Source organism: Sporosarcina highlanderae (assembly GCF_030433715.1).
GTDB classification, from domain to species: Bacteria; Bacillota; Bacilli; order Bacillales_A; family Planococcaceae; genus Sporosarcina; species Sporosarcina highlanderae.
The window spans coordinates 19,338-40,342 of sequence record NZ_JAROCC010000008.1 but is presented as its reverse complement, the minus strand read 5'-3'; the positions used below and the strand labels follow the sequence as shown (position 1 = coordinate 40,342).

18 protein-coding genes are annotated in these 21,005 nt (G+C 45.0%); 14 read left to right on the top strand and 4 right to left on the bottom strand.

The window, feature by feature from the left end; genetic code table 11:
- From P5G49_RS11135 to P5G49_RS11125, 3 genes are read left to right on the top strand one after another with little or no spacing between them, the layout of a single operon-like run.
- Nucleotides 1-978: an ABC transporter ATP-binding protein gene (locus P5G49_RS11135; RefSeq protein ID WP_301243812.1), complete on the top strand. Its 978-nt coding sequence runs from the start codon at nucleotides 1-3 to the stop codon at nucleotides 976-978.
- Entirely contained in the window at nucleotides 978-2,045 is a 1,068-nt protein-coding gene (locus P5G49_RS11130) for an ABC transporter ATP-binding protein (protein WP_301243810.1), read from the top strand. Before P5G49_RS11135 ends, P5G49_RS11130 begins: the two co-directional genes overlap by 1 nt.
- The gene (locus tag P5G49_RS11125; protein ID WP_301243808.1) at nucleotides 2,014-3,147 is read left to right on the top strand and encodes a M20 family metallopeptidase; all 1,134 of its coding nucleotides are present in this window, start codon (nucleotides 2,014-2,016) and stop codon (nucleotides 3,145-3,147) included. The genes P5G49_RS11130 and P5G49_RS11125 overlap by 32 nt, the downstream gene beginning before the upstream one ends.
- Before the next feature lie 77 nt (nucleotides 3,148-3,224).
- On the opposite strand, the gene P5G49_RS11120 is transcribed toward P5G49_RS11125, so the two are convergent.
- The 4 genes from P5G49_RS11120 to P5G49_RS11105 form a co-directional block, all read right to left on the bottom strand.
- On the bottom strand, nucleotides 3,225-3,719 hold the full coding sequence (locus tag P5G49_RS11120; RefSeq protein ID WP_301243806.1) for a VanZ family protein: 495 nt from the start codon (nucleotides 3,717-3,719) through the stop codon (nucleotides 3,225-3,227).
- Between the two features lie 63 nt (nucleotides 3,720-3,782).
- Nucleotides 3,783-5,219 carry an S-layer homology domain-containing protein gene (locus P5G49_RS11115; protein ID WP_301243804.1) on the bottom strand — a complete coding sequence of 479 codons (1,437 nt, stop codon included), beginning with the start codon at nucleotides 5,217-5,219 and terminating at the stop codon, nucleotides 3,783-3,785.
- A 26-nt stretch (nucleotides 5,220-5,245) separates the two neighbouring features.
- Nucleotides 5,246-6,073, bottom strand: coding sequence for a hypothetical protein (locus tag P5G49_RS11110; RefSeq protein ID WP_301243802.1), 828 nt, complete (start codon nucleotides 6,071-6,073; stop codon nucleotides 5,246-5,248).
- A gap of 97 nt (nucleotides 6,074-6,170) precedes the next feature.
- Complete coding sequence (locus P5G49_RS11105) at nucleotides 6,171-6,338, bottom strand: sporulation histidine kinase inhibitor Sda (protein WP_301243800.1); 168 nt, start codon at nucleotides 6,336-6,338, stop codon at nucleotides 6,171-6,173.
- Nucleotides 6,339-6,757: 419 nt separating this feature from the next.
- Here P5G49_RS11105 and P5G49_RS11100 point away from each other — a divergent pair, with 419 nt between their 5' ends.
- The 11 genes from P5G49_RS11100 to aceB all read left to right on the top strand — a co-directional run bounded on the left by P5G49_RS11100 (nucleotide 6,758) and on the right by aceB (nucleotide 20,790).
- Nucleotides 6,758-7,309 (top strand): DL-endopeptidase inhibitor IseA family protein, encoded by a 552-nt coding sequence (locus P5G49_RS11100; protein ID WP_301243799.1) that lies wholly within the window; start codon nucleotides 6,758-6,760, stop codon nucleotides 7,307-7,309.
- Nucleotides 7,310-7,570: 261 nt separating this feature from the next.
- Nucleotides 7,571-9,238 carry a dihydroxy-acid dehydratase gene (gene ilvD / locus P5G49_RS11095; protein WP_301243797.1) on the top strand — a complete coding sequence of 556 codons (1,668 nt, stop codon included), beginning with the start codon at nucleotides 7,571-7,573 and terminating at the stop codon, nucleotides 9,236-9,238.
- Nucleotides 9,239-9,619: 381 nt separating this feature from the next.
- Nucleotides 9,620-11,344, top strand: coding sequence for an acetolactate synthase large subunit (gene ilvB / locus P5G49_RS11090; RefSeq protein ID WP_301244004.1), 1,725 nt, complete (start codon nucleotides 9,620-9,622; stop codon nucleotides 11,342-11,344).
- Nucleotides 11,341-11,856, top strand: a complete 516-nt coding sequence (ilvN, locus tag P5G49_RS11085) for an acetolactate synthase small subunit (protein ID WP_301243795.1) — start codon at nucleotides 11,341-11,343, stop codon at nucleotides 11,854-11,856. Before ilvB ends, ilvN begins: the two co-directional genes overlap by 4 nt.
- 36 nt (nucleotides 11,857-11,892) lie before the next feature.
- Nucleotides 11,893-12,927 carry a ketol-acid reductoisomerase gene (ilvC, locus tag P5G49_RS11080; RefSeq protein WP_301243794.1) on the top strand — a complete coding sequence of 345 codons (1,035 nt, stop codon included), beginning with the start codon at nucleotides 11,893-11,895 and terminating at the stop codon, nucleotides 12,925-12,927.
- The gene (locus tag P5G49_RS11075; RefSeq protein ID WP_301243792.1) at nucleotides 12,914-14,464 is read left to right on the top strand and encodes a 2-isopropylmalate synthase; all 1,551 of its coding nucleotides are present in this window, start codon (nucleotides 12,914-12,916) and stop codon (nucleotides 14,462-14,464) included. Before ilvC ends, P5G49_RS11075 begins: the two co-directional genes overlap by 14 nt.
- Before the next feature lie 64 nt (nucleotides 14,465-14,528).
- Complete coding sequence (gene leuB, locus P5G49_RS11070; RefSeq protein ID WP_301243790.1) at nucleotides 14,529-15,629, top strand: 3-isopropylmalate dehydrogenase; 1,101 nt, start codon at nucleotides 14,529-14,531, stop codon at nucleotides 15,627-15,629.
- A gap of 24 nt (nucleotides 15,630-15,653) precedes the next feature.
- Nucleotides 15,654-17,063 (top strand): 3-isopropylmalate dehydratase large subunit, encoded by a 1,410-nt coding sequence (gene leuC / locus P5G49_RS11065; protein ID WP_301243789.1) that lies wholly within the window; start codon nucleotides 15,654-15,656, stop codon nucleotides 17,061-17,063.
- A gap of 18 nt (nucleotides 17,064-17,081) precedes the next feature.
- Nucleotides 17,082-17,666 carry a 3-isopropylmalate dehydratase small subunit gene (gene leuD, locus P5G49_RS11060; protein ID WP_301243788.1) on the top strand — a complete coding sequence of 195 codons (585 nt, stop codon included), beginning with the start codon at nucleotides 17,082-17,084 and terminating at the stop codon, nucleotides 17,664-17,666.
- Nucleotides 17,667-17,871: 205 nt separating this feature from the next.
- Nucleotides 17,872-19,152 carry an isocitrate lyase gene (gene aceA, locus P5G49_RS11055; RefSeq protein WP_301243787.1) on the top strand — a complete coding sequence of 427 codons (1,281 nt, stop codon included), beginning with the start codon at nucleotides 17,872-17,874 and terminating at the stop codon, nucleotides 19,150-19,152.
- A 63-nt stretch (nucleotides 19,153-19,215) separates the two neighbouring features.
- A complete protein-coding gene (gene aceB, locus P5G49_RS11050) occupies nucleotides 19,216-20,790 on the top strand; it encodes a malate synthase A (protein WP_301244002.1) in 1,575 nt (524 codons plus the stop codon).
- Nucleotides 20,791-21,005 lie beyond the last annotated feature (215 nt).

Genomic DNA, 21,005 nt, shown 5'->3' with positions numbered 1-21,005 from the left:
ATGGCTGTATTGAATGTAGAGGATCTACATACCTATTTTAAAACGGAACATGGCATCGTGCCTTCGGTCAATGGGGTTTCATTTGAAGTGAAGGAGGGGGAGACGCTTGCCATAGTAGGTGAGTCTGGTTCAGGAAAAAGCGTCACCTCACTTTCGATTATGGGGTTGATCGATGCACCTGGAAAGGTTGAGAAAGGAAGCATCCTTTTTGAAGGAAGCGATTTGACTAAGATCGGGAAAAAGGAATACCGGAAGTTAAGAGGGAATGAAATTGCAATGATATTCCAAGAGCCCCTCACTTCATTGAATCCTTTATTTACAATAGGAAACCAGCTTTCCGAGTCGATTAAACTCCATCAAAAGGTGGACAAAAAAACTGCGAGAGTCAAAAGTGTTGAAATGCTTCGTCATGTGGGGATTCCACGGGCTGAAAAGGTCTTCAATTCATATCCACATACGCTGAGTGGCGGAATGAGACAGCGCGTCATGATTGCGATGGCTTTATCCTGCAATCCCAAGTTGCTAATTGCCGATGAGCCAACGACTGCTTTGGACGTTACGATTCAAGCGCAGATCTTAGAATTAATGAAGAAGTTAGCCAAGGAGCACAGTACTGCAATTCTTTTGATAACCCATGATTTAGGCGTGGTTGCGGAGATGGCAGATAAAGTTGTCGTGATGTATGCAGGTCAGGTCGTCGAATATACTGACGTCTACACATTATTCAGTAACCCAAAACATCCTTATACGAAGGGATTGTTGAACAGTACTCCGAAATTCCATGAAATTGAAGAAGAATTGGAATCAATTAAAGGAACGGTGCCAACACCAACAAACATGCCGAAAGGATGTAAATTCAACCCAAGATGCCCATTTGCCATGGATGTATGCACGATGAATGAACCGGCCTTGAATGAAACGAGCTACGACCATAAAGTAAGATGCTGGTTGTATGAGGAGAAGGAGGCTGTTATTTAATGGTTACAGAGTCATCCTTGAATGAATCTCGGACTTTATTGACGGTGAAGGGGTTAAAAAAGCATTTTGAAGTTTCGGAAGGCATTGGGAAGAAGAAATTGCTTAAGGCAGTGGATGGCATTGATTTCAGTGTTGTTGAAGGTGAAACATTGGGGATTGTCGGCGAGTCGGGATGTGGAAAATCCACTACTGGTAATCTTTTAATTAATTTGCTTGATAAGACTGAAGGCACAATCGTATTTAATGGTAAAGATATGGATTCCCTTACAAAAGAGGAAGTCCGAAAATCGCGTGCCGATATTCAAATGATCTTCCAAGATCCATTTTCATCATTGAATCCGCGTATGCGCGTCGTCGATATTATTGGTGAACCGTTAAAGACGCATACGAAGATGAGCGGGAAGGAGATTCGGGAAGAAGTATTTAAACTTATGGATGCAGTTGGTCTTGATCGATCCTATGGGAAACGATTCCCACATGAATTTAGTGGCGGTCAACGACAACGTATTGGAATAGCACGCGCGATTGCACTCCGTCCGAAATTAATCATTTGCGATGAACCTGTATCAGCGTTAGATGTTTCGATTCAAGCACAGATTCTAAATCTACTTATTCAATTGCAGAAGGACTACAATCTCACTTTAATTTTTATCGCACATGGTTTGCCTGCAGTAAAATACATCAGTGATCGGATTGCTGTTATGTATTTAGGGAAAATTGTAGAAATCACTACGAAACATCAATTATTTGAAAGGCCGATGCACCCGTATACAGTGAGCCTTGTTTCTGCCGTCCCACTTCCCGATCCATTCATTCGGGAACGGGAACGAATCATCTTGGAAGGCGATATTCCAAGTAATGTGGATATCCCATCCGGTTGCAGATTTCGGACGAGATGCCCGTATGCGCAAGATAAATGCGAACTTGTTGAACCAGAATTGATGGAGCTTGAAGATGGACATTATACGGCTTGCCACTTTCCTTTAATTAATGAAAGAATTGGCGTCCAGCTTGGCGGGGAAGGGATGGAAGATCGTGAAGGAATTTTTGCAAACGAAGAAAAATGAAATGCTATTATTACTTGAAAGACTTGTAAATATAGACTCTGGCTCATCTCATAAAGAAGGAATCGATGAAGTCGGCGGGATATTGAAAGAGCTCTATGAGGAAATGGGATTTTCCGTTGAAGTTCATGAAGAGTCCTATAATGGGAATAACTTGGTGATCACCTATGGTGAAAATCCATCCATCATAGCTGTCGCGCATATGGATACTGTTTTCCGTGTGGGCACAGCGAAAGATAGACCATTCACGATTGTTGGAGATTTGGCGTATGGACCTGGAGTTATTGATATGAAAGCAAGTCAAGTCGCGCTCTTGTATGCGATGAAAGCTTTGAAGGAAGGAAATCCACAAGCACTTGAAAGCATGCAGATCGTATTGAATGGTGACGAGGAAATTGGATCGGATACATCAAGGCCGTTAATCGAGAAGTATGCCGAAGGGAAAAAATATGCGTTAATTATGGAACCTGCCCGGAAGGATGGTTCTTTAGTGACCGCCCGGCGAGGAGTAGGACGTTATTCCGTTTACGTCAAGGGTAAAGCTGCTCACTCCGGCATTGAACCGCAAAATGGCATCAGCGCAATCGAAGAGTTGGCTCATAAAATCATTAAATTGCATGCCTTGGCTAATCATGAAGAGGGGATCAGTGTGAGTGCCGGACTCATCGAGGGCGGCGAATCTGTAAACACGATTGCCCCAACGGCTGCTGCACATGTCGATGTGCGAATCAAATTTGCCGAACAAGCTGAAATCATTGATGGCAAGATAAGGGAGATCTGTTCCACATCCGACGTTCCTAAAACTTCAATTACACTTGAAGGCGGCATTAACCGGCCCCCAATGGTGAAAAATCAGCAAACGATAGAGTTGTTGGAAATCATCAAGGAAACGGGCGCTGAGTCGGGGATTGAAATAACTGATGTGTCAACCGGCGGCGGCTCCGATGCATCCTTCACTTCGGCGATGGGGATTCCGACAATCGATGGGTTAGGCCCCGTAGGTGGAGACGCTCATAGTGAGAAAGAGTATTTAGAGATACCGTCATTAGTGGAAAGGACGAATTTGCTTGCGGAATTGATTGCAAGACTTTCTGCGAGGGAATGAATGAAGTTAAGAAGGTTCCAAGAGGGAGAGGCCCTCTTGGGATCTTTTTTTGCGTGAATGAAAAAATAACCCCCTATTCAGGGAGTTATCATCCGATGTTTTTTCCATTTGCCTTTAATCATCATAATAATCTGAGCAAGAATGAGGAACGTAAATGCGCCTGATACATCAAGAAAGACATCTTGCATTGTTGGGGTCCTTCCGCCTGTCAAGGATTGATGATATTCATCTAACGCTGCTACTATTGCAGTAAATATAAGTGATAGGAAAAACCGGGGCATACGTCGTACTCGTTTCGACAGCATCCAATAGATTACGATAGATAGGCAGCCGAAAATGAGGAAATGTGCGCTTTTTCTAAGAAGAAATTCGACAAAATGATAATAGCCCCTTTCTTCTATTGAAATGATTCTGCCCCAATAGGGGATCTGGAGTTTATCAAGCAAAGAATACATCGGTTGGTTTGGAAGCCATGTTTTCAGTGTAGGGATGAGTGATTGTTGTTCATAGGTTTGACCGGAAGAGATAAAGAGAATGCCGACGATAATTAAAAACGCTACTATTTTTTTCATACATGAATTGTACCATAATCCTATCAGCAATCTAAATAAAAAAACCTCCTGTTGGAGGAGGTTTTAGTTCAAATTCAGTACATCGTCGCGATAGTTCTTCTGTAAGTCATCTTCAAGGAAGTCAACGAATCTTTGTAGCATGGCGGATGCTTCGGCTCTTGTTAATGCTTGCTGTGCCTTGAAATTGTTATTGGCGTCACCGTTAACTAAACCGATTTCATTGGCAACGTATGCGCTATTTTTTGCCCAAGCTGGAATGCTTCTGTCGTCGGCGAACTTGCTGTATCCGTAATTCGGTGCTCGTCCTTCCATGCCCAATGCCCGGACCAAAACTGCCACTGCTTGTGCTCTTGTTAATGGGTCGTCCGGTTTGAAAAGTTCGGGTGTGAAGCCGTTGATGATCCCTTGATTGACGGCGCTTTCGATGTACATATATCCTTTATCCTTCGCTGAAACGTCTTTGAAAATGGATTTGGTAGTTGTTTTTTTAGTTGGTGTTTCGAATACCCGTGTGTCGACTGCTTTTAACACGCCGATTGTGAATTGATAGCGTGTCATTATCGCACCCGGTAGGAATTTATCGGTTGATTCATCAAATACCCCGACGGAATAAAGTTTTTCAATGGAGTCTTTCGCCCAATGATTCCTTAAGTCTTGGAACTTGGGGACAACCAACCTCTCTAATGTAGGCGTATTTTGCTTGGCAAGCTGATAAGTCCCGGTCCTTAGATAATACGGGTATGAATACGTATACTCGCCAACCATGTCGGAATTGCTAACGATGATATGCCCACCAGAGAAACTGGATAAAGACGGGTCATGTGGTCGATATTCAAGCTTCTTCGTTTTGCTGTCTGAAACTTTACTTGTCACGTAAGTCGTACCGTTATTGCCAGTAATTTCGTAATCGATGATTTGCGTTTCAGTTGCTCCCCAGAAGTTTTCATAACCAACATTCCGTCCGGTCATATTAACGATTATCAGCTCATCTTTAGCCAATGGGATCAATGGCCGTGTCACTATATATCTTTTTGTGGCAATTAAATCACCAGAATAAAAGTCAGATGCAGCCCGATTGTCGATTAATGTCGACTGGGTGAATTGAAAATCATCCAACGTGAAAACGGTTTTTGTTGTAGTGGTTATCTTTTCGGAATAGCTTTTTACAATCGTCTGTGAGGTAGTTTGTCCTTTATCCGTATGATTGTCCAAAGTTGTTTCGAATACTACATTTCGCACCAATTTGTCGCCTTGCTCACTTGTTAAGTTGAAACGATAGGTCGTAGTGATTTTGTCTTTGGCTACACGTTCAGTCACCGCGGGCTTACCGCTGAATTTAATTGGATAACTCTCTAAAAAGAAGTATTCTTCATATGTATATTCATTCATAACCCCGCCGTTATAATCGGGTGGCCTTGCCTCCACACGATCCGCAAGCAGTATGAATGAAATGAATGCGACACAAAACAGTACGATTTGTTTTAATTTGGAATTCATCATGGATGCTTTTTCTCACCTTTTCCAATTTATTTTGAAATATAAACGATACTTGCATATAACTTTCCGTCTATAGTATCAGTCGTGACGAATGCCTTATCGCCCTTTGTAATGCTGATCGGATCGACAATTCGATTATTCCGAATGAAAATAGTACCTTCGTGGAAAAGAATTCTGCCTGTAGACTTTAATTCAATGTATTGCTGCCGTTGATTCAACGAAGTGATTTCCTCTTGAAGATCTTTTCCACTGATTTGATTAATAATGACGCGCTGAACAGTTTCGTTCGTAAAATTCATTGTTGTAACGAAATAGGCATCGAACTTTGAATAATAGCGGAACTGGGATTTATCGACTAACTGCCCGCCGTAATAGACCAATGCATCTTTCGATAATTGAAACGTACTGTTCCTATTATAATAGGACTGAAAGCCCCACGAATAATGAGTGTACTTGCTGTTATCGCTAAGCTTAATTTTCCCAGATAAGGCATCTAACTGGTGGATTTTGCCCTTCCGGATCGCTTCGATTTCTTTTTCTCCATTTAACACTTCGACCTTGTCCATATGAGCGGTACCGGTTTCAAGAAATTGCAGCCTAAGCCGATCTCCTTCTATTAGAGCGCTGAAGCCGGCTATCCCTTTATCGTTAATAATCTGTGTTCGACGTTGGAAATAGTAATTTTCCAGTTTCCCATCATCTCTTTTTAACGTTAGATACCTTCCGTTTTTATCTAAAAACTGTAAAGTTCCATAAATGATTCTGCTCTGTTCAGTAATAGTTGCGGCATTCACCGGTTGCATCGTACTGCCTAAAAGGAAAACGATGAGTAACGAACTTAAGATTCTTTTAATCAAACGATAACACCTCCATTAAACTTAGTCCTTATTCTGTATATCGGCCGAATGTTGTGAGAGTTAAGGTGTAAATTAATCAAAAAAAGAGCTTGTCCTTTTATTGAAAGGATGAGCTCTTAATGATGCTTTGGTAGGATTCTATGTCAAGTTGTAATGAACGGCGTTGAATTTCCTTTTCCAATAATCTTATAAACCCGGGACAGAGATTCAGTACGATTGCTTGTTTATAGGCTTCGACCAGTAAATCGTCCGACATTCTCGACATTGCATAGACTCCTTCATAAAAAGATTTTTTGTAGCATACAGTAAAGATTCGGTATGTATACAATATCAGACTTTCATTTTTAGAACAATCGTTCTCTTATCCACAGATGTCAGTGGATAAGTTGTGGTTAACTTGTTTGTAAAGCTGTTAAAGCGCATGTGCCAATGTGTATAACGTGGACAAAGTTATCCACAGGTAGATGAAGCGCGAAATTTGTCGAAATGTTTTTAGGGGGTCGGTCAATTTATTATGCATAAAAGCCAAAGTCCTATGAAATAGTATACAACTTCCGAAGTATTCAAGTAAGTTTAGTGCTCATAATCCTGAGTATCCAACTTTCAGTTCGTGCAAGTAGATTGGCGTATTTGATCTCGAAAGTTCTCATAAGTTAAAGTATCAGCAAGTAAGGGGGTTTGATGTTGGTAAATAAAAGTGTACGTGTTGCATCGATTTTGTTTTTATTGATCATATTGTCTGCTTGTGGAAAGGACTCAAACCGAACTGCGTTAGCGCCTAAGAGTGCTGTGGAATTGGCGACTGCATGGGTGGAGGCTGAAAACATTATAGGTGCTGGTGGTTTGTATAGGGAAAACGAGTATACGGCCTTTACGCATGAAAATAACACGGAGTACCACTATTTGGCGGGATATTTGGATTCGAAGAAAAAGCTTAAAGTGGAAATGCAGAAAGTTGTGACGAAGAAAAAGGCAAAACGGTTCATCCGGGACCATGGGATTATAAAACATAAGGGGAAATTGGCACAGCCGGAAATGGAAGTGGATGCAGTCGAGGATGAAGATTCACTTTTGCAATGGGATATCGCCACAGCGAGGGAGTTGAAATCAAAGAGTCGAAAAATGACATTCGAATTGACTGTCCCTATTGGAGATACTCGAACGGCAAAAAAGTTCCTTGTCACTTATGTCTATGTGAAAAAAGCCGGGTGGCGTATTGATAAATTCAATGAATGATGAGTTAAATCAGGCAACTCCAATTAACAATGAAAAAATATTTCAAAACAGACATATTTTTAGCAAACCGCAGACTGTTGAGGATGTAAGCGGATACAAAATTAATTATAATTCATAATTGATAAATTATTTGAAATAATAGGGTTGACTCTAAGAATTATCCGATATATGATAGCAACAATCTATTTTGATTTGTGATTTATTTCACACACTTCCAACAATATTTGGAGCTGATAGATGAATTGACAAGGAGAGATTGCCTTGAGAAGTGACATGATTAAAAAAGGAATCGACCGAGCCCCTCATCGAAGTCTGCTATACGCGACCGGTGTGAAGACAAGGGATTTGGAGAAACCTTTCATAGGTGTCTGTAATTCATATATTGATATTATTCCCGGACATAAACATTTGAATAAATTTGCTGAAATTGTAAAAGAGGCGATTTGGGAAGCAGGCGGTGTACCATTCGAATTCAATACGATTGGTGTCGATGATGGAATCGCGATGGGGCATATCGGAATGCGTTATTCACTTCCGAGCCGTGAACTAATCGCTGATTCAGCAGAGACTGTCATCAATGCACACTGGTTCGATGGGGTATTCTACATTCCGAACTGTGACAAAATCACACCGGGAATGCTTATGGCCGCGGTACGCACCAATGTCCCTTCCGTATTTGTTTCGGGAGGACCAATGGAAGCGGGAGTTTCCTCAACGGGAGCACAGCTATCTCTTACGTCGGTGTTCGAAGGTGTCGGAGCATATAAATCCGGCAAGATGACTGCAGAGGAACTCCTTGATATTGAAAACAATGCATGCCCGACTTGCGGATCGTGCTCGGGAATGTTCACGGCAAACTCCATGAACTGCCTGATGGAAATGTTAGGCATGGCTTTACCAGGCAACGGAACGATTGTCGCCACTTCGGATGAGCGCCATAAGCTCATCAAGGAAGCGGCAAAGAACTTGATCCGCATGGTGAAAGAGGATGTCAAACCGCGTGACATCATCACGAAGGAAGCAATCGACGATGCATTCGCGCTTGATATGGCGATGGGCGGATCGACGAATACGGTTCTACATACATTGGCGATTGCACATGAAGCGGAAATCGAATACAGCGTTCAAGACATTAATAAAGTTGCAGAGCGCGTACCGTATTTAGCGAAAATCATGCCTGCGTCCGATATATCGATGGATGATATTTTCAAAGCAGGCGGCGTCAGTGCCATCATCAATGAACTAACAAAAATACCTAACGCCATCCATCCGGATCGAATTACGATTACAGGAAAAACGATGAGAGAGGACGTCCAGGATTATCATATTACGAACGATCAAGTGATACGGACGAAAGATAATCCATATAGTCCAGTTGGCGGTTTATCCGTATTATTCGGAAATATCGCTCCTGAAGGCGGAGTCATCAAAGTTGGGGCAGTCGATCCATCCATCAAGGAATTCACTGGTGAAGCGATTGTCTTTGAGTCTCAGGAGGCTGCGCAGGAGAACATCGATAACGGCAATGTCCGCGAAGGCCATGTCGTCGTCATCCGATATGAAGGTCCGAAAGGCGGGCCCGGTATGCCGGAAATGTTAGCTCCGACTTCAGCGATCCAAGGAAGAGGTTTGGGAACGAAAGTGGCTCTCATTACTGATGGCCGGTTCTCAGGCGCATCCCGTGGGATATCCATCGGGCATATATCACCGGAAGCGGCAGAAGGCGGTCCGATTGCTTTGGTGGAAGATGGAGATATTATCTCCATTGATTTAAAAAATAGGACAATTGAACTGAAGGTTGCAGACGAAGTTTTGGCAGAGCGCAGAAGTAAATTGCAGCCATTCGAACCGAAAATCAAAAAAGGATATTTAGCAAGATATTCAAAACTTGTTACGTCAGCAAGCACTGGTGGCGTAATGAAAATATAATGAAAATCGATGATGGGGTAAAAGTTGATAGAACCTTGCATTCACAGAGAGCCGGTCGTGCTGGAAGCCGGCAATGCAACTATCCGCGACATCTCCCTGGAGTGGGTTGCTGAAAGGAAAATCCAAGTAGGCAATCCCGGGCTTATGTAAAAGTGAGCCCGTTATCAATGAATGGACAGTTTTTTGTCCATTCGCGAGGCGGCGATTGCTGCGAACAAGGGTGGTACCATGAAAAGTTTTTTCATCCCTTACATGAAGATAGGATTTCTTTGTGTGGGGAGAAAAGGCTTTTTTTATTTTTAATCAATGAGAATAGCAAGGAGGAGTTTGTTGATGGGTGCGGAAGTTCAAACGGAAACTAAAATGAAGCAAGCAGCAGTTATGGAGAGGGCCCATGAGCCTCTGGAGCAGCAACAAAATAGTCGACCGATGGATGGGTCGGCCGTTTTAATTCAAGGGTTGAAGGAGCAGGGGGTCGAAGTCATTTTCGGTTACCCAGGGGGTGCTGTCCTGCCGATATACGACGCATTATACAAAGATCCGATTCCCCATGTGCTTGCCCGTCACGAACAGGGAGCCATCCATGCGGCAGAAGGGTATGCTCGAGTGTCCGGCAAGCCGGGGGTCGTCATTGCGACATCGGGCCCGGGGGCGACGAACCTCGTGACAGGCATTACGGATGCAATGATGGATTCGTTGCCACTTGTTGTTTTCACGGGGCAGGTGGCAAGCACGGTCATTGGCACCGACGCATTCCAGGAAGCGGATATCGTCGGCATCACCCAGCCAATCACGAAGCATAACTACCAAGTGCGGGACGCGGCGGATTTGCCAAGGATCATTAAAGAGGCGTTCCATATCGCTTCAACGGGTCGTCGAGGTCCAGTCGTTGTTGATATTCCGAAAGATATTTCAACGGCGATGTTTGTAGCTGCGGACGTAAACGCTGAAGTGAATCTGCCGGGCTACCAACCGACGACAACTCCGAATTACTTACAAATACAAAAAGCAGCAGAGGCGATTGCGACAGCAAAAAAACCACTTGTCTTGGCAGGTGCGGGAGTGCTGCACGGCCAGGCGATGGAAGAATTGAAGACGTTCGTTGAGGCGAATCGCATTCCCGTGACGAATACATTGTTAGGATTAGGCGGAATCGCAGGGGACCATGAGCTGTTCATAGGTATGGCAGGCATGCACGGGACGTATACAGCGAATATGGCAATCAGCGAATGTGATGTGCTCATCAATATTGGGGCGCGATTCGATGACCGGTTAACCGGCAATCTGAATTCATTTGCTCCGAATGCAAAAGTCATCCACATCGACATTGATCCTGCTGAAATCGGCAAAAACGTCCCCACGGAAATTCCGATAGTGGCGGACTCGAAAGAAGCTTTGAAGGCATTGCTTGTTCAGGAAATCAAAGCCCCTGATACTGATGAATGGTTGTCTTATTTAAACGATCTAACAGAGGAAGCGCCACTCTGGTACAACGTGGATGAGCATGAACTTCTTCCGCAAGAAGCAATCCAAATGGTTCATCGCATAACGGAAGGCAATGCGATCGTCACGACGGACGTCGGACAGCACCAAATGTGGGCGGCACAGTATTACTCACTGAACAACCCGGATCATTGGGTAACTTCCGGAGGTCTTGGAACGATGGGCTTCGGATTCCCAGCAGCGATTGGTGCACAAATTGCGAAGCCTGAAGCGCGAGTCGTTGCAATCGTAGGGGATGGAGGATTCCAGATGACGGCGCAGGAGTTATCGCTCTTACAGGAAATGAGGATTCCGGTAAAAGTCGTCATCTTGAACAACGGAGCATTAGGCATGGTGCGCCAGTGGCAACAAACGTTTTACGAAGAACGTTATTCACAGTCATTGATGCCTGTCCAGCCGGATTTCGTCAAGCTTGCCGAGGCGTATGACATAAAAGGCTACCGGGTTTCGAAGAAAGGGGATGCTGAAAGGATTTTCAGGGAGGCCCTTCTATCGGATGAACCGGTGCTCATCGATTGCCGGGTGAAAATGTTAGAAAACGTCTATCCAATGGTGGCGCCAGGAAAAGGAATTAATGAAATGATCGGGGTGAAACGTGCATGAGAAGAGTCATAACCGTTACCGTTATTAATCAAAGCGGGGTGTTAAACCGGGTGACGGGATTGCTGATGAAGCGGCAATTCAATATCGAAAGCATTACTGTCGGACACACTGAACAGCCCGGTATGTCAAAAATGACATTCATTGTGCATGTGGAAGACGAACAGAAAATCGAGCAATTGGTTAAACAGCTCCAAAAGCAGATTGATGTCCTCAAAGTGAATGACATTACCGAGAAAGCGATTGTCATGCGTGAACTTGCATTAGTGAAAGTCGTCTCTCCACCGCAAGCACGAAGCGAAATTAGCAGCATCGTCGAACCGTTCCGCGCAACGGTCATCGATTCAAGTAAAAACGTCGTCACCTACCAAGTGATCGGCGCACCCGAGAAGATTGAAGCGTTCATTGATCTTGTAAAACCTTATGGAATCAAAGAATTATCAAGAACCGGAGCAACAGCATTCACCCGTGAAATACAGAAAGTGAACTCACCTCAGTTATCGATATTGAAATAAAAAATATAAACCTAAAAACCCAAGGAGGAATTTACAATGGCTAAAATGTATTACAACCAGGATATCAATGAAGGACTATTAGAAGGTAAAACAATCGCAGTGGTCGGATACGGTTCACAAGGCCACGCACACGCACAAAACTTAAAAGACACAGGATTCAACGTAGTCGTCGGCGTCCGCCCGGGAAAATCATTCGACCAAGCAAAAGAAGACGGCCTTGAAGTGAAAACAGTACGCGAAGCTGCTGAACAAGCGGACATCATCATGGTCCTGCTTCCAGACGAAAGACAGAAAAAAGTTTACGAAGAAGAAATCCAACCAGCACTTAAAGCAGGTAAATCTCTCGTTTTCGCACACGGATTCAACGTCCACTTCAGCCAGATCGTGCCTCCAGCTGATGTTGACGTATTCCTTGTAGCACCGAAAGGACCTGGTCATCTTGTACGCAGAACGTATGAAGCAGGCGCTGGCGTACCGGCATTGTTCGCAGTCCATCAAGATGTATCCGGTCAAGCAAAGGACGTTGCACTTGCTTACGCTAAGGGAATTGGGTCAGCGCGAGCCGGGGTACTTGAAACTTCATTCAAAGAAGAAACTGAAACAGATCTTTTCGGGGAGCAAGCAGTACTATGCGGCGGCTTGACATCACTTGTCAAAGCTGGATTCGAAACATTGGTGGAAGCGGGCTACCAGCCGGAACTTGCATACTTCGAAACGATGCATGAATTGAAACTGATCGTAGATTTGATGTACGAAGGTGGCATGTCAGGAATGCGCTACTCTATTTCCGACACAGCAGAGTGGGGAGATTTCGTTTCAGGCCCACGCGTAGTCGATGCTGATACGAAGGCCCGTATGAAAGACATTTTGACAGATATCCAGGAAGGCAAATTTGCAAAAGGTTGGATTGAGGAAAATGAAAACGGCCGTCCGAACTTCAATGCATATGAAGAATCGGAAGCAAAACATCAAATCGAAGAAGTCGGCGCAAAGCTTCGCGCGATGATGCCGTTCGTGAATGAAGGTGCAAAAACAAAACAGAAGGAAGTGGTGGGAAGTGCGCAAAATTGACATCTTTGATACGACACTACGTGACGGTGAACAGTCAGCTGGCATTAATCTGAACACGGCTGAAAAGATGGAAATTGCCCGTCAACTTGAACGGTTTGGCGCAACGGTGATTGAAGCAGGGTTTCCTGCTTCATCGCCTGGTGATTTCGAAGCTGTACAACGAATTGCCAATACAGTGAAAAACTCAACAGTGACAGGCCTTGCCCGAGCGATGAAAAGTGACATCGATACAGCGTGGGAAGCGTTAAAAGGCGGTCAACAACCCCATCTTCATGTCTTTTTGGCAACATCGCCGATCCATATGGAATACAAATTGCAAAAAACTCCCGATCAGGTTGTAGACATCGCAGTTGAAGCTGTTAAATACGCGAGAAAATTCTTTCCGCTCGTTCAATGGTCAGCAGAAGACGCATTCCGTTCAGACCCGGAATTCCTGGTCCGCATTATCAATCAAGTGATCAAGGCTGGTGCAACGACGATTAATATCCCGGATACAGTTGGTTATGCGACTCCGCAGGAATATGGTGCTTTATTCAAATTCCTAAAAGAGAATGTGACGGGTATCAATCGTGTGAAACTATCGACACATTGCCATAACGACTTAGGAATGGCAGTCGTAAACTCGATTGCAGCAATAGAAAATGGCGCCGACCAAGTTGAAGGTACGATTAACGGGATCGGTGAACGGGCAGGAAATGCCGCGCTTGAAGAAATTGCTGTCGCTCTCCATATACGCAAGGATTTCTATGGTGTTGAAACAGGTGTCAATCTTCAAGAAATCAAACGCACAAGCCAATTGGTCAGTCAATTGACCGGCGTCGTCATCCAGCCGAATAAGGCAGTTGTCGGAAAAAATGCCTTCGCGCATGAATCGGGCATCCATCAGGACGGCATGCTGAAAAATCGGGAGACGTATGAAATCATCACTCCGGAACTGATCGGTGAAACGACAGCGCCTCTTGCTCTTGGCAAACATTCAGGACGCCATGCATTCAAGGACCGTGCAATAACGATGGGCTTTGAGCTGAACGATCAGCAGTTGAATGAAGCTTTTGCAGAGTTCAAGAAGTTGGCCGACCGCAAAAAGGAAATCACAGAAGACGATCTATTTGTCCTTTTTACTGGTAAGCAAATTGAAAACTCGGATGCATCTATCTACGAATTGACGAATGTGCAAGTACAATACGGAACTTCCAATGTACCGACAGCAACAGTCGCCGCAAACGTGCCGTCTGGAGAGAATGTCGTCGTTGCAACAACCGGAGCTGGATCCGTCGAAGCGATCTTCAACGCGCTGGAACTTCTTGTCAAAGGGCATGTCAATATATTGGATTATCGGGTAACTTCCATTGGTAAAGGCCGTGATGCACTTGGAGAAGCAGTCGTCAACTTACGATTTAATGGGGAAACATTCACGGGACGCGATATATCACAAGACGTGTTGGAAGCATCGGCTAAGGCATACTTGAATGCGATCAATCGGAAGTTAGTGAAGGATCAGACGCAGGTTAGGGTTAAGGAAATGGTAGGACAGTGAGCAGTATCTTATACATCTTCGAGACTGAATATTTAACTTAATTACAACGAGGAGGAGAAGTACTATGGAAAAAAGAGTGGCTGTATTACAAGGTGATGGAATCGGACCGGAAGTGACTGAGGCTGCAGTAAGAGTACTTGAGGTAATTGCAAGAAGGTTCAACCATACATTCCATTTCAACTATGGTTCAATCGGTGGGGAAGCGATCGACAAGTTCAACAATCCGCTGCCTGAAGAGACAATCGCTCTCTGCGAATCAAGTGATGCAGTCCTCTTAGGGGCAGTCGGTGGACCCAAATGGGATCAGAATCCATCCGAATTGCGGCCGGAAAAAGGGCTGCTTGCAATCAGAAAGCATTTTGATTTATTCGCAAACCTTAGACCTATAAAAGCTGTCCCTTCCTTACTTCATGCATCTCCTTTAAAAGAAGAAATCGTTCGGGACGTTGACATGATGATTGTCCGCGAATTGACAGGCGGCATTTATTTCGGGCAACCGAGCCGAAAGACTGATACATCTGCTGTCGATACACTCGTCTATACGCGTGAGGAAATCGAGCGGATCGTCGAAAAGGCATTTGAACTTGCCCGCTTGCGGAAAGGGAAAGTGACATCCGTCGATAAGGCGAATGTGCTTGAATCCAGCAAGCTTTGGCGGGAAGTCGTTGAGGAAAAACGAAAAAGTTACCCCGATATCGAAGTCGAGCATCAGTTAGTTGACTCCGCAGCGATGAAATTAATAACAAATCCAGCTGCTTTCGATGTTGTCGTCACTGAAAATATGTTTGGGGATATTTTGAGTGATGAAGCTTCCGTCATCACTGGATCTCTTGGTTTATTGCCTTCCGCAAGTGTTCGTTCAGATGGCTTTGGCCTGTACGAACCTGTACATGGATCTGCCCCGGATGTAGCCGGAAAAGGAGTTGCGAATCCGGCAGCGGCAATTTTGTCAGCTGCGATGATGCTTCGCTATTCATTCGGCATGGAGGCGGAGGCGGCCGCAATTGAGAAAGCGGTCAACACGGTGTTTGAAGACGGACATTTCACAGCGGATCTATCGGGCAATCTTGACCGGGTCCATTCGACAAATGAATGGACGGAAAAAGTCATTGGCGAATTGGATCTTCAGTTCGTTTCAAATAGCATCATGTTTTCTTATGTGTAATTAAATCATGGAAGGAGAAGCGCAATGGCGAAAACAATCATTGGAAAGATTTGGGAACGGCATATCGTCTATGAAGAACAGGGGAAGCCGGATTTACTGTACATTGACCTTCATTTATTGCATGAAGTGACTTCTCCCCAGGCATTTGAAGGATTACGGCTTGCGGGACGGAAAGTTCGTCGCCCCGACCTCTGTTTCGCAACGATGGACCATAATGTACCGACACGAAATTTGCCGGTAATCAACGATCCAATCGCTAAAAAACAGATCACTACTTTGGAAAAAAACTGTGCGGAATTCGGCATCCCACTTGCGGATATGGAGCACCCCGACCAAGGAATTGTTCATATTATCGGCCCAGAGCTTGGATTGACACAACCCGGAAAGACGATTGTCTGCGGGGATAGCCATACGTCAACGCATGGGGCATTCGGTGCGATTGCGTTCGGTATCGGTACGAGTGAGGTTGAGCATGTCCTTTCGACACAGACTTTATGGCAATCAAAGCCGAAAACGATGGAAATCCGCATTACGGGAGAGTTAGGATTTGGCGTAACGGCGAAAGATGTAATCCTTGCGATCATCGCGAAATTCGGAATTGATGTCGGAACTGGCCATATCGTTGAATACACAGGTGAAGCGATCCGTTCGATGACGATGGAGGAGCGGATGACAATTTGCAATATGTCCATCGAAGCGGGGGCAAAGGCAGGTTTGATCAGCCCGGATGAAACGACGATCGACTATTTACGTGGCCGCCGAAATGTCCCGGAAGGCGCTGCATTCGAGGAAGCAACGGAAAAATGGCTCGCCTTAGCTACTGATGAGGGCGCAGTTTACGACACTGTCCTTGAAATCGATGCAGAGAAAATCGAACCATTCGTCACATGGGGAACGAACCCATCCATGGGATCTGGCATCAGCGACACAGTTCCAAAAGTCTCGGATTTTGAGAATGAATCCGATAAAGAGGCTTTGAAAAAAGCACTTACTTATATGGGACTTGAACAAGGGACCCCACTGTCTTCAATCGAAATCCAACATGTTTTCATCGGATCCTGTACCAACGCCAGACTAAGCGATTTAAGGAATGCTGCTGAAGTGACTGCAGGACAAAAAGTGCATCCGAATGTCACAGCAATCGTCGTTCCAGGGTCACGAACAGTGAAAAGGCAGGCGGAAGAGGAAGGTTTGGATAAAGTTTTCCTTGAAGCGGGCTTCGAGTGGCGCGAATCAGGCTGCAGCATGTGTCTCGCGATGAACGATGATGTCGTCCCAGCAGGAGAAAGATGTGCGTCAACATCGAATCGTAATTTCGAAGGCAGACAAGGCGCGGGATCACGGACACATTTGATGAGCCCTGCAATGGCAGCCGCTGCCGCGATTACAGGTCGGTTCACGGATGTACGGACAATGAAGTTCGCGCATGTATGATGAAGAAAGGATGAGACGATGAAACCGATTAATGAAGTACAAAGCGTCATGACTCCTCTTGACCGGAAGAATGTCGATACTGACCAGATCATCTCGAAGGAATTCCTAAAGCGGATTGAACGGACCGGCTTCGGAAAATATCTCTTCTATCATTGGAGAATCAATGCGGATGGCACAGAAAATAAAGACTTTGTTTTAAACGATGAGCGATTCAAGGACTCCAAAATCCTTGTCGCTCAAGAGAATTTCGGCTGCGGTTCTTCAAGGGAGCATGCGCCATGGGCTATTTTAGATTACGGATTCCAAGTTGTTATCGCACCGTCATTTGCGGATATTTTCCATAACAACTGCTTCAAAAACGGTCTACTTCCTGTCCGTCTTGAGGTGGATGAAATCGAAGAGTTATTGGCAAAAGGAAAGGCAGCACCATATAGTTTGGAAATTAATCTTGAGCAACAGACTGTTACAGGTGATGATGGTAAAACCTATTCATTTGAAATCGACCCGTATTATAAACAAATGTTGTTGAATGGCTGGGACGAAATCTCCCTAACCTTCCAGTACGAAGCACAAATTGCGGAGTATGAAAAACAGCATGCCTGATAATAAAACCGTAGACGAAATCGAAGGGATGATTTCGTTTATGGTTTTTTTTGCTCCCAAAAACGGCCCACTTCCCATAGAACCCCCACCGGGCACTTCCACAACTTGAATTGCTACTTTCCTACTGTGCCATAACAACAAAACGCCAAATACATTACTATATAACAGATGAACCGACAACTCATCGAAAGGGTGGAATTCATTCATGAATCGAATTGAACAGGTAAAGCAGTTGGAGAAAAACTGGCGTGAGGATGAAAGATGGGCGGGAATCGAGCGGGGGTATACAGCTGAAGAGGTCGTCAAGCTCCGTGGTTCCATCCAGATTGAACACACATTGGCGAAAAAAGGCGCAGAGCGACTTTGGAAATCGCTGCATGAAGAGAATTTCATCAATGCATTGGGGGCACTAACCGGCAATCAAGCAGTCCAGCAAGTGAAGGCTGGTCTTCAGGCGATTTACTTGAGCGGTTGGCAAGTTGCTGCCGATGCGAATTTGGCGGGGCAGATGTACCCGGACCAAAGCTTGTATCCGGTAAATAGTGTGCCGAATGTTGTTAAGCGCATCAATCAGGCATTGCAGCGCGCGGATCAAATCGATCATGTGGAAGGAAGAGAAGACGGGTTTGATTGGTTTGCCCCGATTGTCGCCGACGCGGAGGCCGGATTCGGCGGTCCTTTGAATGTGTTCGAATTAATGAAGGCGATGATTGAGGCTGGGGCAGCGGGTGTCCATTTTGAAGATCAGCTTGCATCCGAAAAGAAATGTGGTCATCTTGGAGGAAAAGTTTTGCTGCCGACGCAAAACGCTGTTCGAAATTTGATATCCGCAAGGCTTGCTGCTGATGTCTTAGGCGTGCCGACCGTAATCATTGCGCGGACGGATGCGGATGCTGCGGATCTGATTACAAGCGATATCGATGAAAGAGATCATGAATTCATTACGGGTGAGCGCACGCCGGAAGGATTTTTCCGAACGAAAGCAGGCATCGATCAGGCGATTGCCCGTGGTCTTGCATATGCACCTTATGCAGATCTTATCTGGTGTGAAACATCAACGCCTGATCTTGACGAAGCGAAGCGGTTTGCGGATGCAATTCATGAAAAGTTCCCTAACAAAATGCTTGCTTACAATTGCTCTCCTTCATTCAATTGGAAAGCCAACCTTGATGATGAAACAATCGAGAAATTTCAGCGCGAGTTAGGTGCGATGGGATACAAATTCCAATTTGTCACATTGGCAGGATTCCATTCACTGAACCACAGTATGTTCGAGTTAGCGCATAGCTATAAGGACCACGGAATGGCGGCTTATTCGAAGTTGCAAGAGGCGGAATTCGCGAATGAATCGAAGGGATACACGGCAACTCGCCATCAGCGCGAAGTCGGTACTGGATATTTTGACGAAGTGGCTCAAGTTATTTCAGGCGGAACCTCGTCTACAACTGCGATGAAAGGTTCAACGGAAGCAGCGCAGTTTATTTAAATAATTGTTTAATTTAAAAACGAAAGGATGGTTGAACTGACTGCTGAACAAATTCGTTTCAATATGGATGTTATTGGTGAAATGACCGCGGGAACGGAAGAAATCCTGACCCCGGAAGCACTTGAATTCCTCTACAGCCTGCATGATTCGTTCAATGGAAGACGAAAAGAATTGCTTGAAATACGGGAAAAACGCCAAGAGCTCCTTGATAAGGGGCAAAAACTTGATTTCCTTGAGGAAACGAAGCATATCCGGGAGGGGGATTGGACGGTTGCCCCCATTCCCAACGACTTGCAGGATCGGAGAGTCGAGATCACAGGACCGGTTGACCGTAAAATGATTATCAATGCGCTGAATTCGGGTGCAAAGACGTTCATGGCGGACTTCGAGGATGCGACTTCGCCGACTTGGTCGAATATGATCAATGGGCAGGTCAATCTGAAAGATGCTGTAAGGCGGACAATTGAGTTCGAACAGGTGTCGAATGGAAAAAAGTATTCATTGAATGATGAAACAGCCGTTTTAATGGTGAGGGCACGTGGGCTCCATTTGGATGAAAAGCATATTTTGATTGACGGTGAGCCGATGGCGGGTGGGCTTTTCGATTTCGGGCTCTACTTTTTCCATAATGCGAAGGAATTAATCGCAAGGGGTACGGCGCCATATTTTTATTTACCTAAGCTTGAAAGCCATTTGGAGGCAAGATTTTGGAATGAAGTGTTCGTCTTCGCACAGGAAAGGATCGGAATTCCGGCCGGGACGATACGCGCTACGGTTTTGATCGAAACGATTACTGCTGCGTTCGAAATGGATGAAATCCTTTATGAATTACGTGATCATGCAGCGGGTCTGAATTGCGGCCGCTGGGATTATATATTCAGCTTCATTAAAAGACTTCGTAACGAGCCGGATGTCATGTTACCGGATCGAGGGCAGGTAACAATGACATCGCCTTTCATGAGGGCTTATACTCAGCTTTGTATCCAAACATGCCATAAGCGCAATGCACTTGCGATTGGCGGGATGGCTGCGCAAATTCCGATCCGCAATAATCCCAAGGCAAATGAAGAAGCGTTCCGGAAAGTTGCTGAAGATAAACGCAGGGAAGTGACGGATGGCCATGACGGGACGTGGGTTGCCCACCCAGGACTTGTCGCTGTGGCACTGAAAGAGTTCGATGAGAAGATGGAAGGTCCGAATCAAGTTCACCGGAAACGTGAAGATGTGAAAGTGGTGGCGGACGACTTGCTCGAAGTGCCAACCGGGACGATCACCGAAGAAGGATTGCGTTTGAATTGCAGTGTCGGGGTTCAATATATCGCTTCCTGGTTGAACGGAAATGGAGCTGCGCCGATCAACCATTTGATGGAAGATGTTGCAACCGCGGAGATATCCCGTTCACAAGTGTGGCAATGGATTCGTCATCCTGAAGGAAAGTTAATAGATGGAAGGAAAATCACTGTTGATTTATTCCATGAAGTGTTTGAAGAGGAAATGGAGAAGTTGAAAGCAGCGATTGGGGAGAAGGAATTCCGCTTTGGCAAGTTTAAAGAAGCGAGCGAGTTATTTGTTGAATTGACATTGCAGGAGGAGTTCGAAGAGTTTTTGACGCTTCCGGGATATGGAATTTTAGATTGAAAAAGGAGGGATTCAATATGGAAACTCAGATAAAGTCAAAAAAGTACTGCGTGGAATGCGGTTGCGAAATCGTGGAGCAAGTCGAGTCTCTACTATATGAATGTGAGCGCTGCATAGGTAAGCATATCGAGTGACAGGAAGCCCGTTTCCATTGTAGTTTGTACATGGAAAACGGGCTTTTTGATTAGGATCCACCATTTATGCCATTATAAAGA

Coding starts and splice junctions, on each gene's coding strand:
- P5G49_RS11135 (WP_301243812.1), top strand. CDS start 1: ATGGCTGTATTGAATGTAGAGGATCTACATACCTATTTTAAAACGGAA.
- P5G49_RS11130 (WP_301243810.1), top strand. CDS start 978: ATGGTTACAGAGTCATCCTTGAATGAATCTCGGACTTTATTGACGGTG.
- P5G49_RS11120 (WP_301243806.1), bottom strand. CDS start 3,719: ATGAAAAAAATAGTAGCGTTTTTAATTATCGTCGGCATTCTCTTTATC.
- P5G49_RS11115 (WP_301243804.1), bottom strand. CDS start 5,219: ATGATGAATTCCAAATTAAAACAAATCGTACTGTTTTGTGTCGCATTC.
- P5G49_RS11105 (WP_301243800.1), bottom strand. CDS start 6,338: ATGTCGAGAATGTCGGACGATTTACTGGTCGAAGCCTATAAACAAGCA.
- ilvB (WP_301244004.1), top strand. CDS start 9,620: ATGGAGAGGGCCCATGAGCCTCTGGAGCAGCAACAAAATAGTCGACCG.
- ilvN (WP_301243795.1), top strand. CDS start 11,341: ATGAGAAGAGTCATAACCGTTACCGTTATTAATCAAAGCGGGGTGTTA.
- ilvC (WP_301243794.1), top strand. CDS start 11,893: ATGGCTAAAATGTATTACAACCAGGATATCAATGAAGGACTATTAGAA.
- leuB (WP_301243790.1), top strand. CDS start 14,529: ATGGAAAAAAGAGTGGCTGTATTACAAGGTGATGGAATCGGACCGGAA.
- leuC (WP_301243789.1), top strand. CDS start 15,654: ATGGCGAAAACAATCATTGGAAAGATTTGGGAACGGCATATCGTCTAT.
- leuD (WP_301243788.1), top strand. CDS start 17,082: ATGAAACCGATTAATGAAGTACAAAGCGTCATGACTCCTCTTGACCGG.
- aceA (WP_301243787.1), top strand. CDS start 17,872: ATGAATCGAATTGAACAGGTAAAGCAGTTGGAGAAAAACTGGCGTGAG.
- aceB (WP_301244002.1), top strand. CDS start 19,216: ATGGATGTTATTGGTGAAATGACCGCGGGAACGGAAGAAATCCTGACC.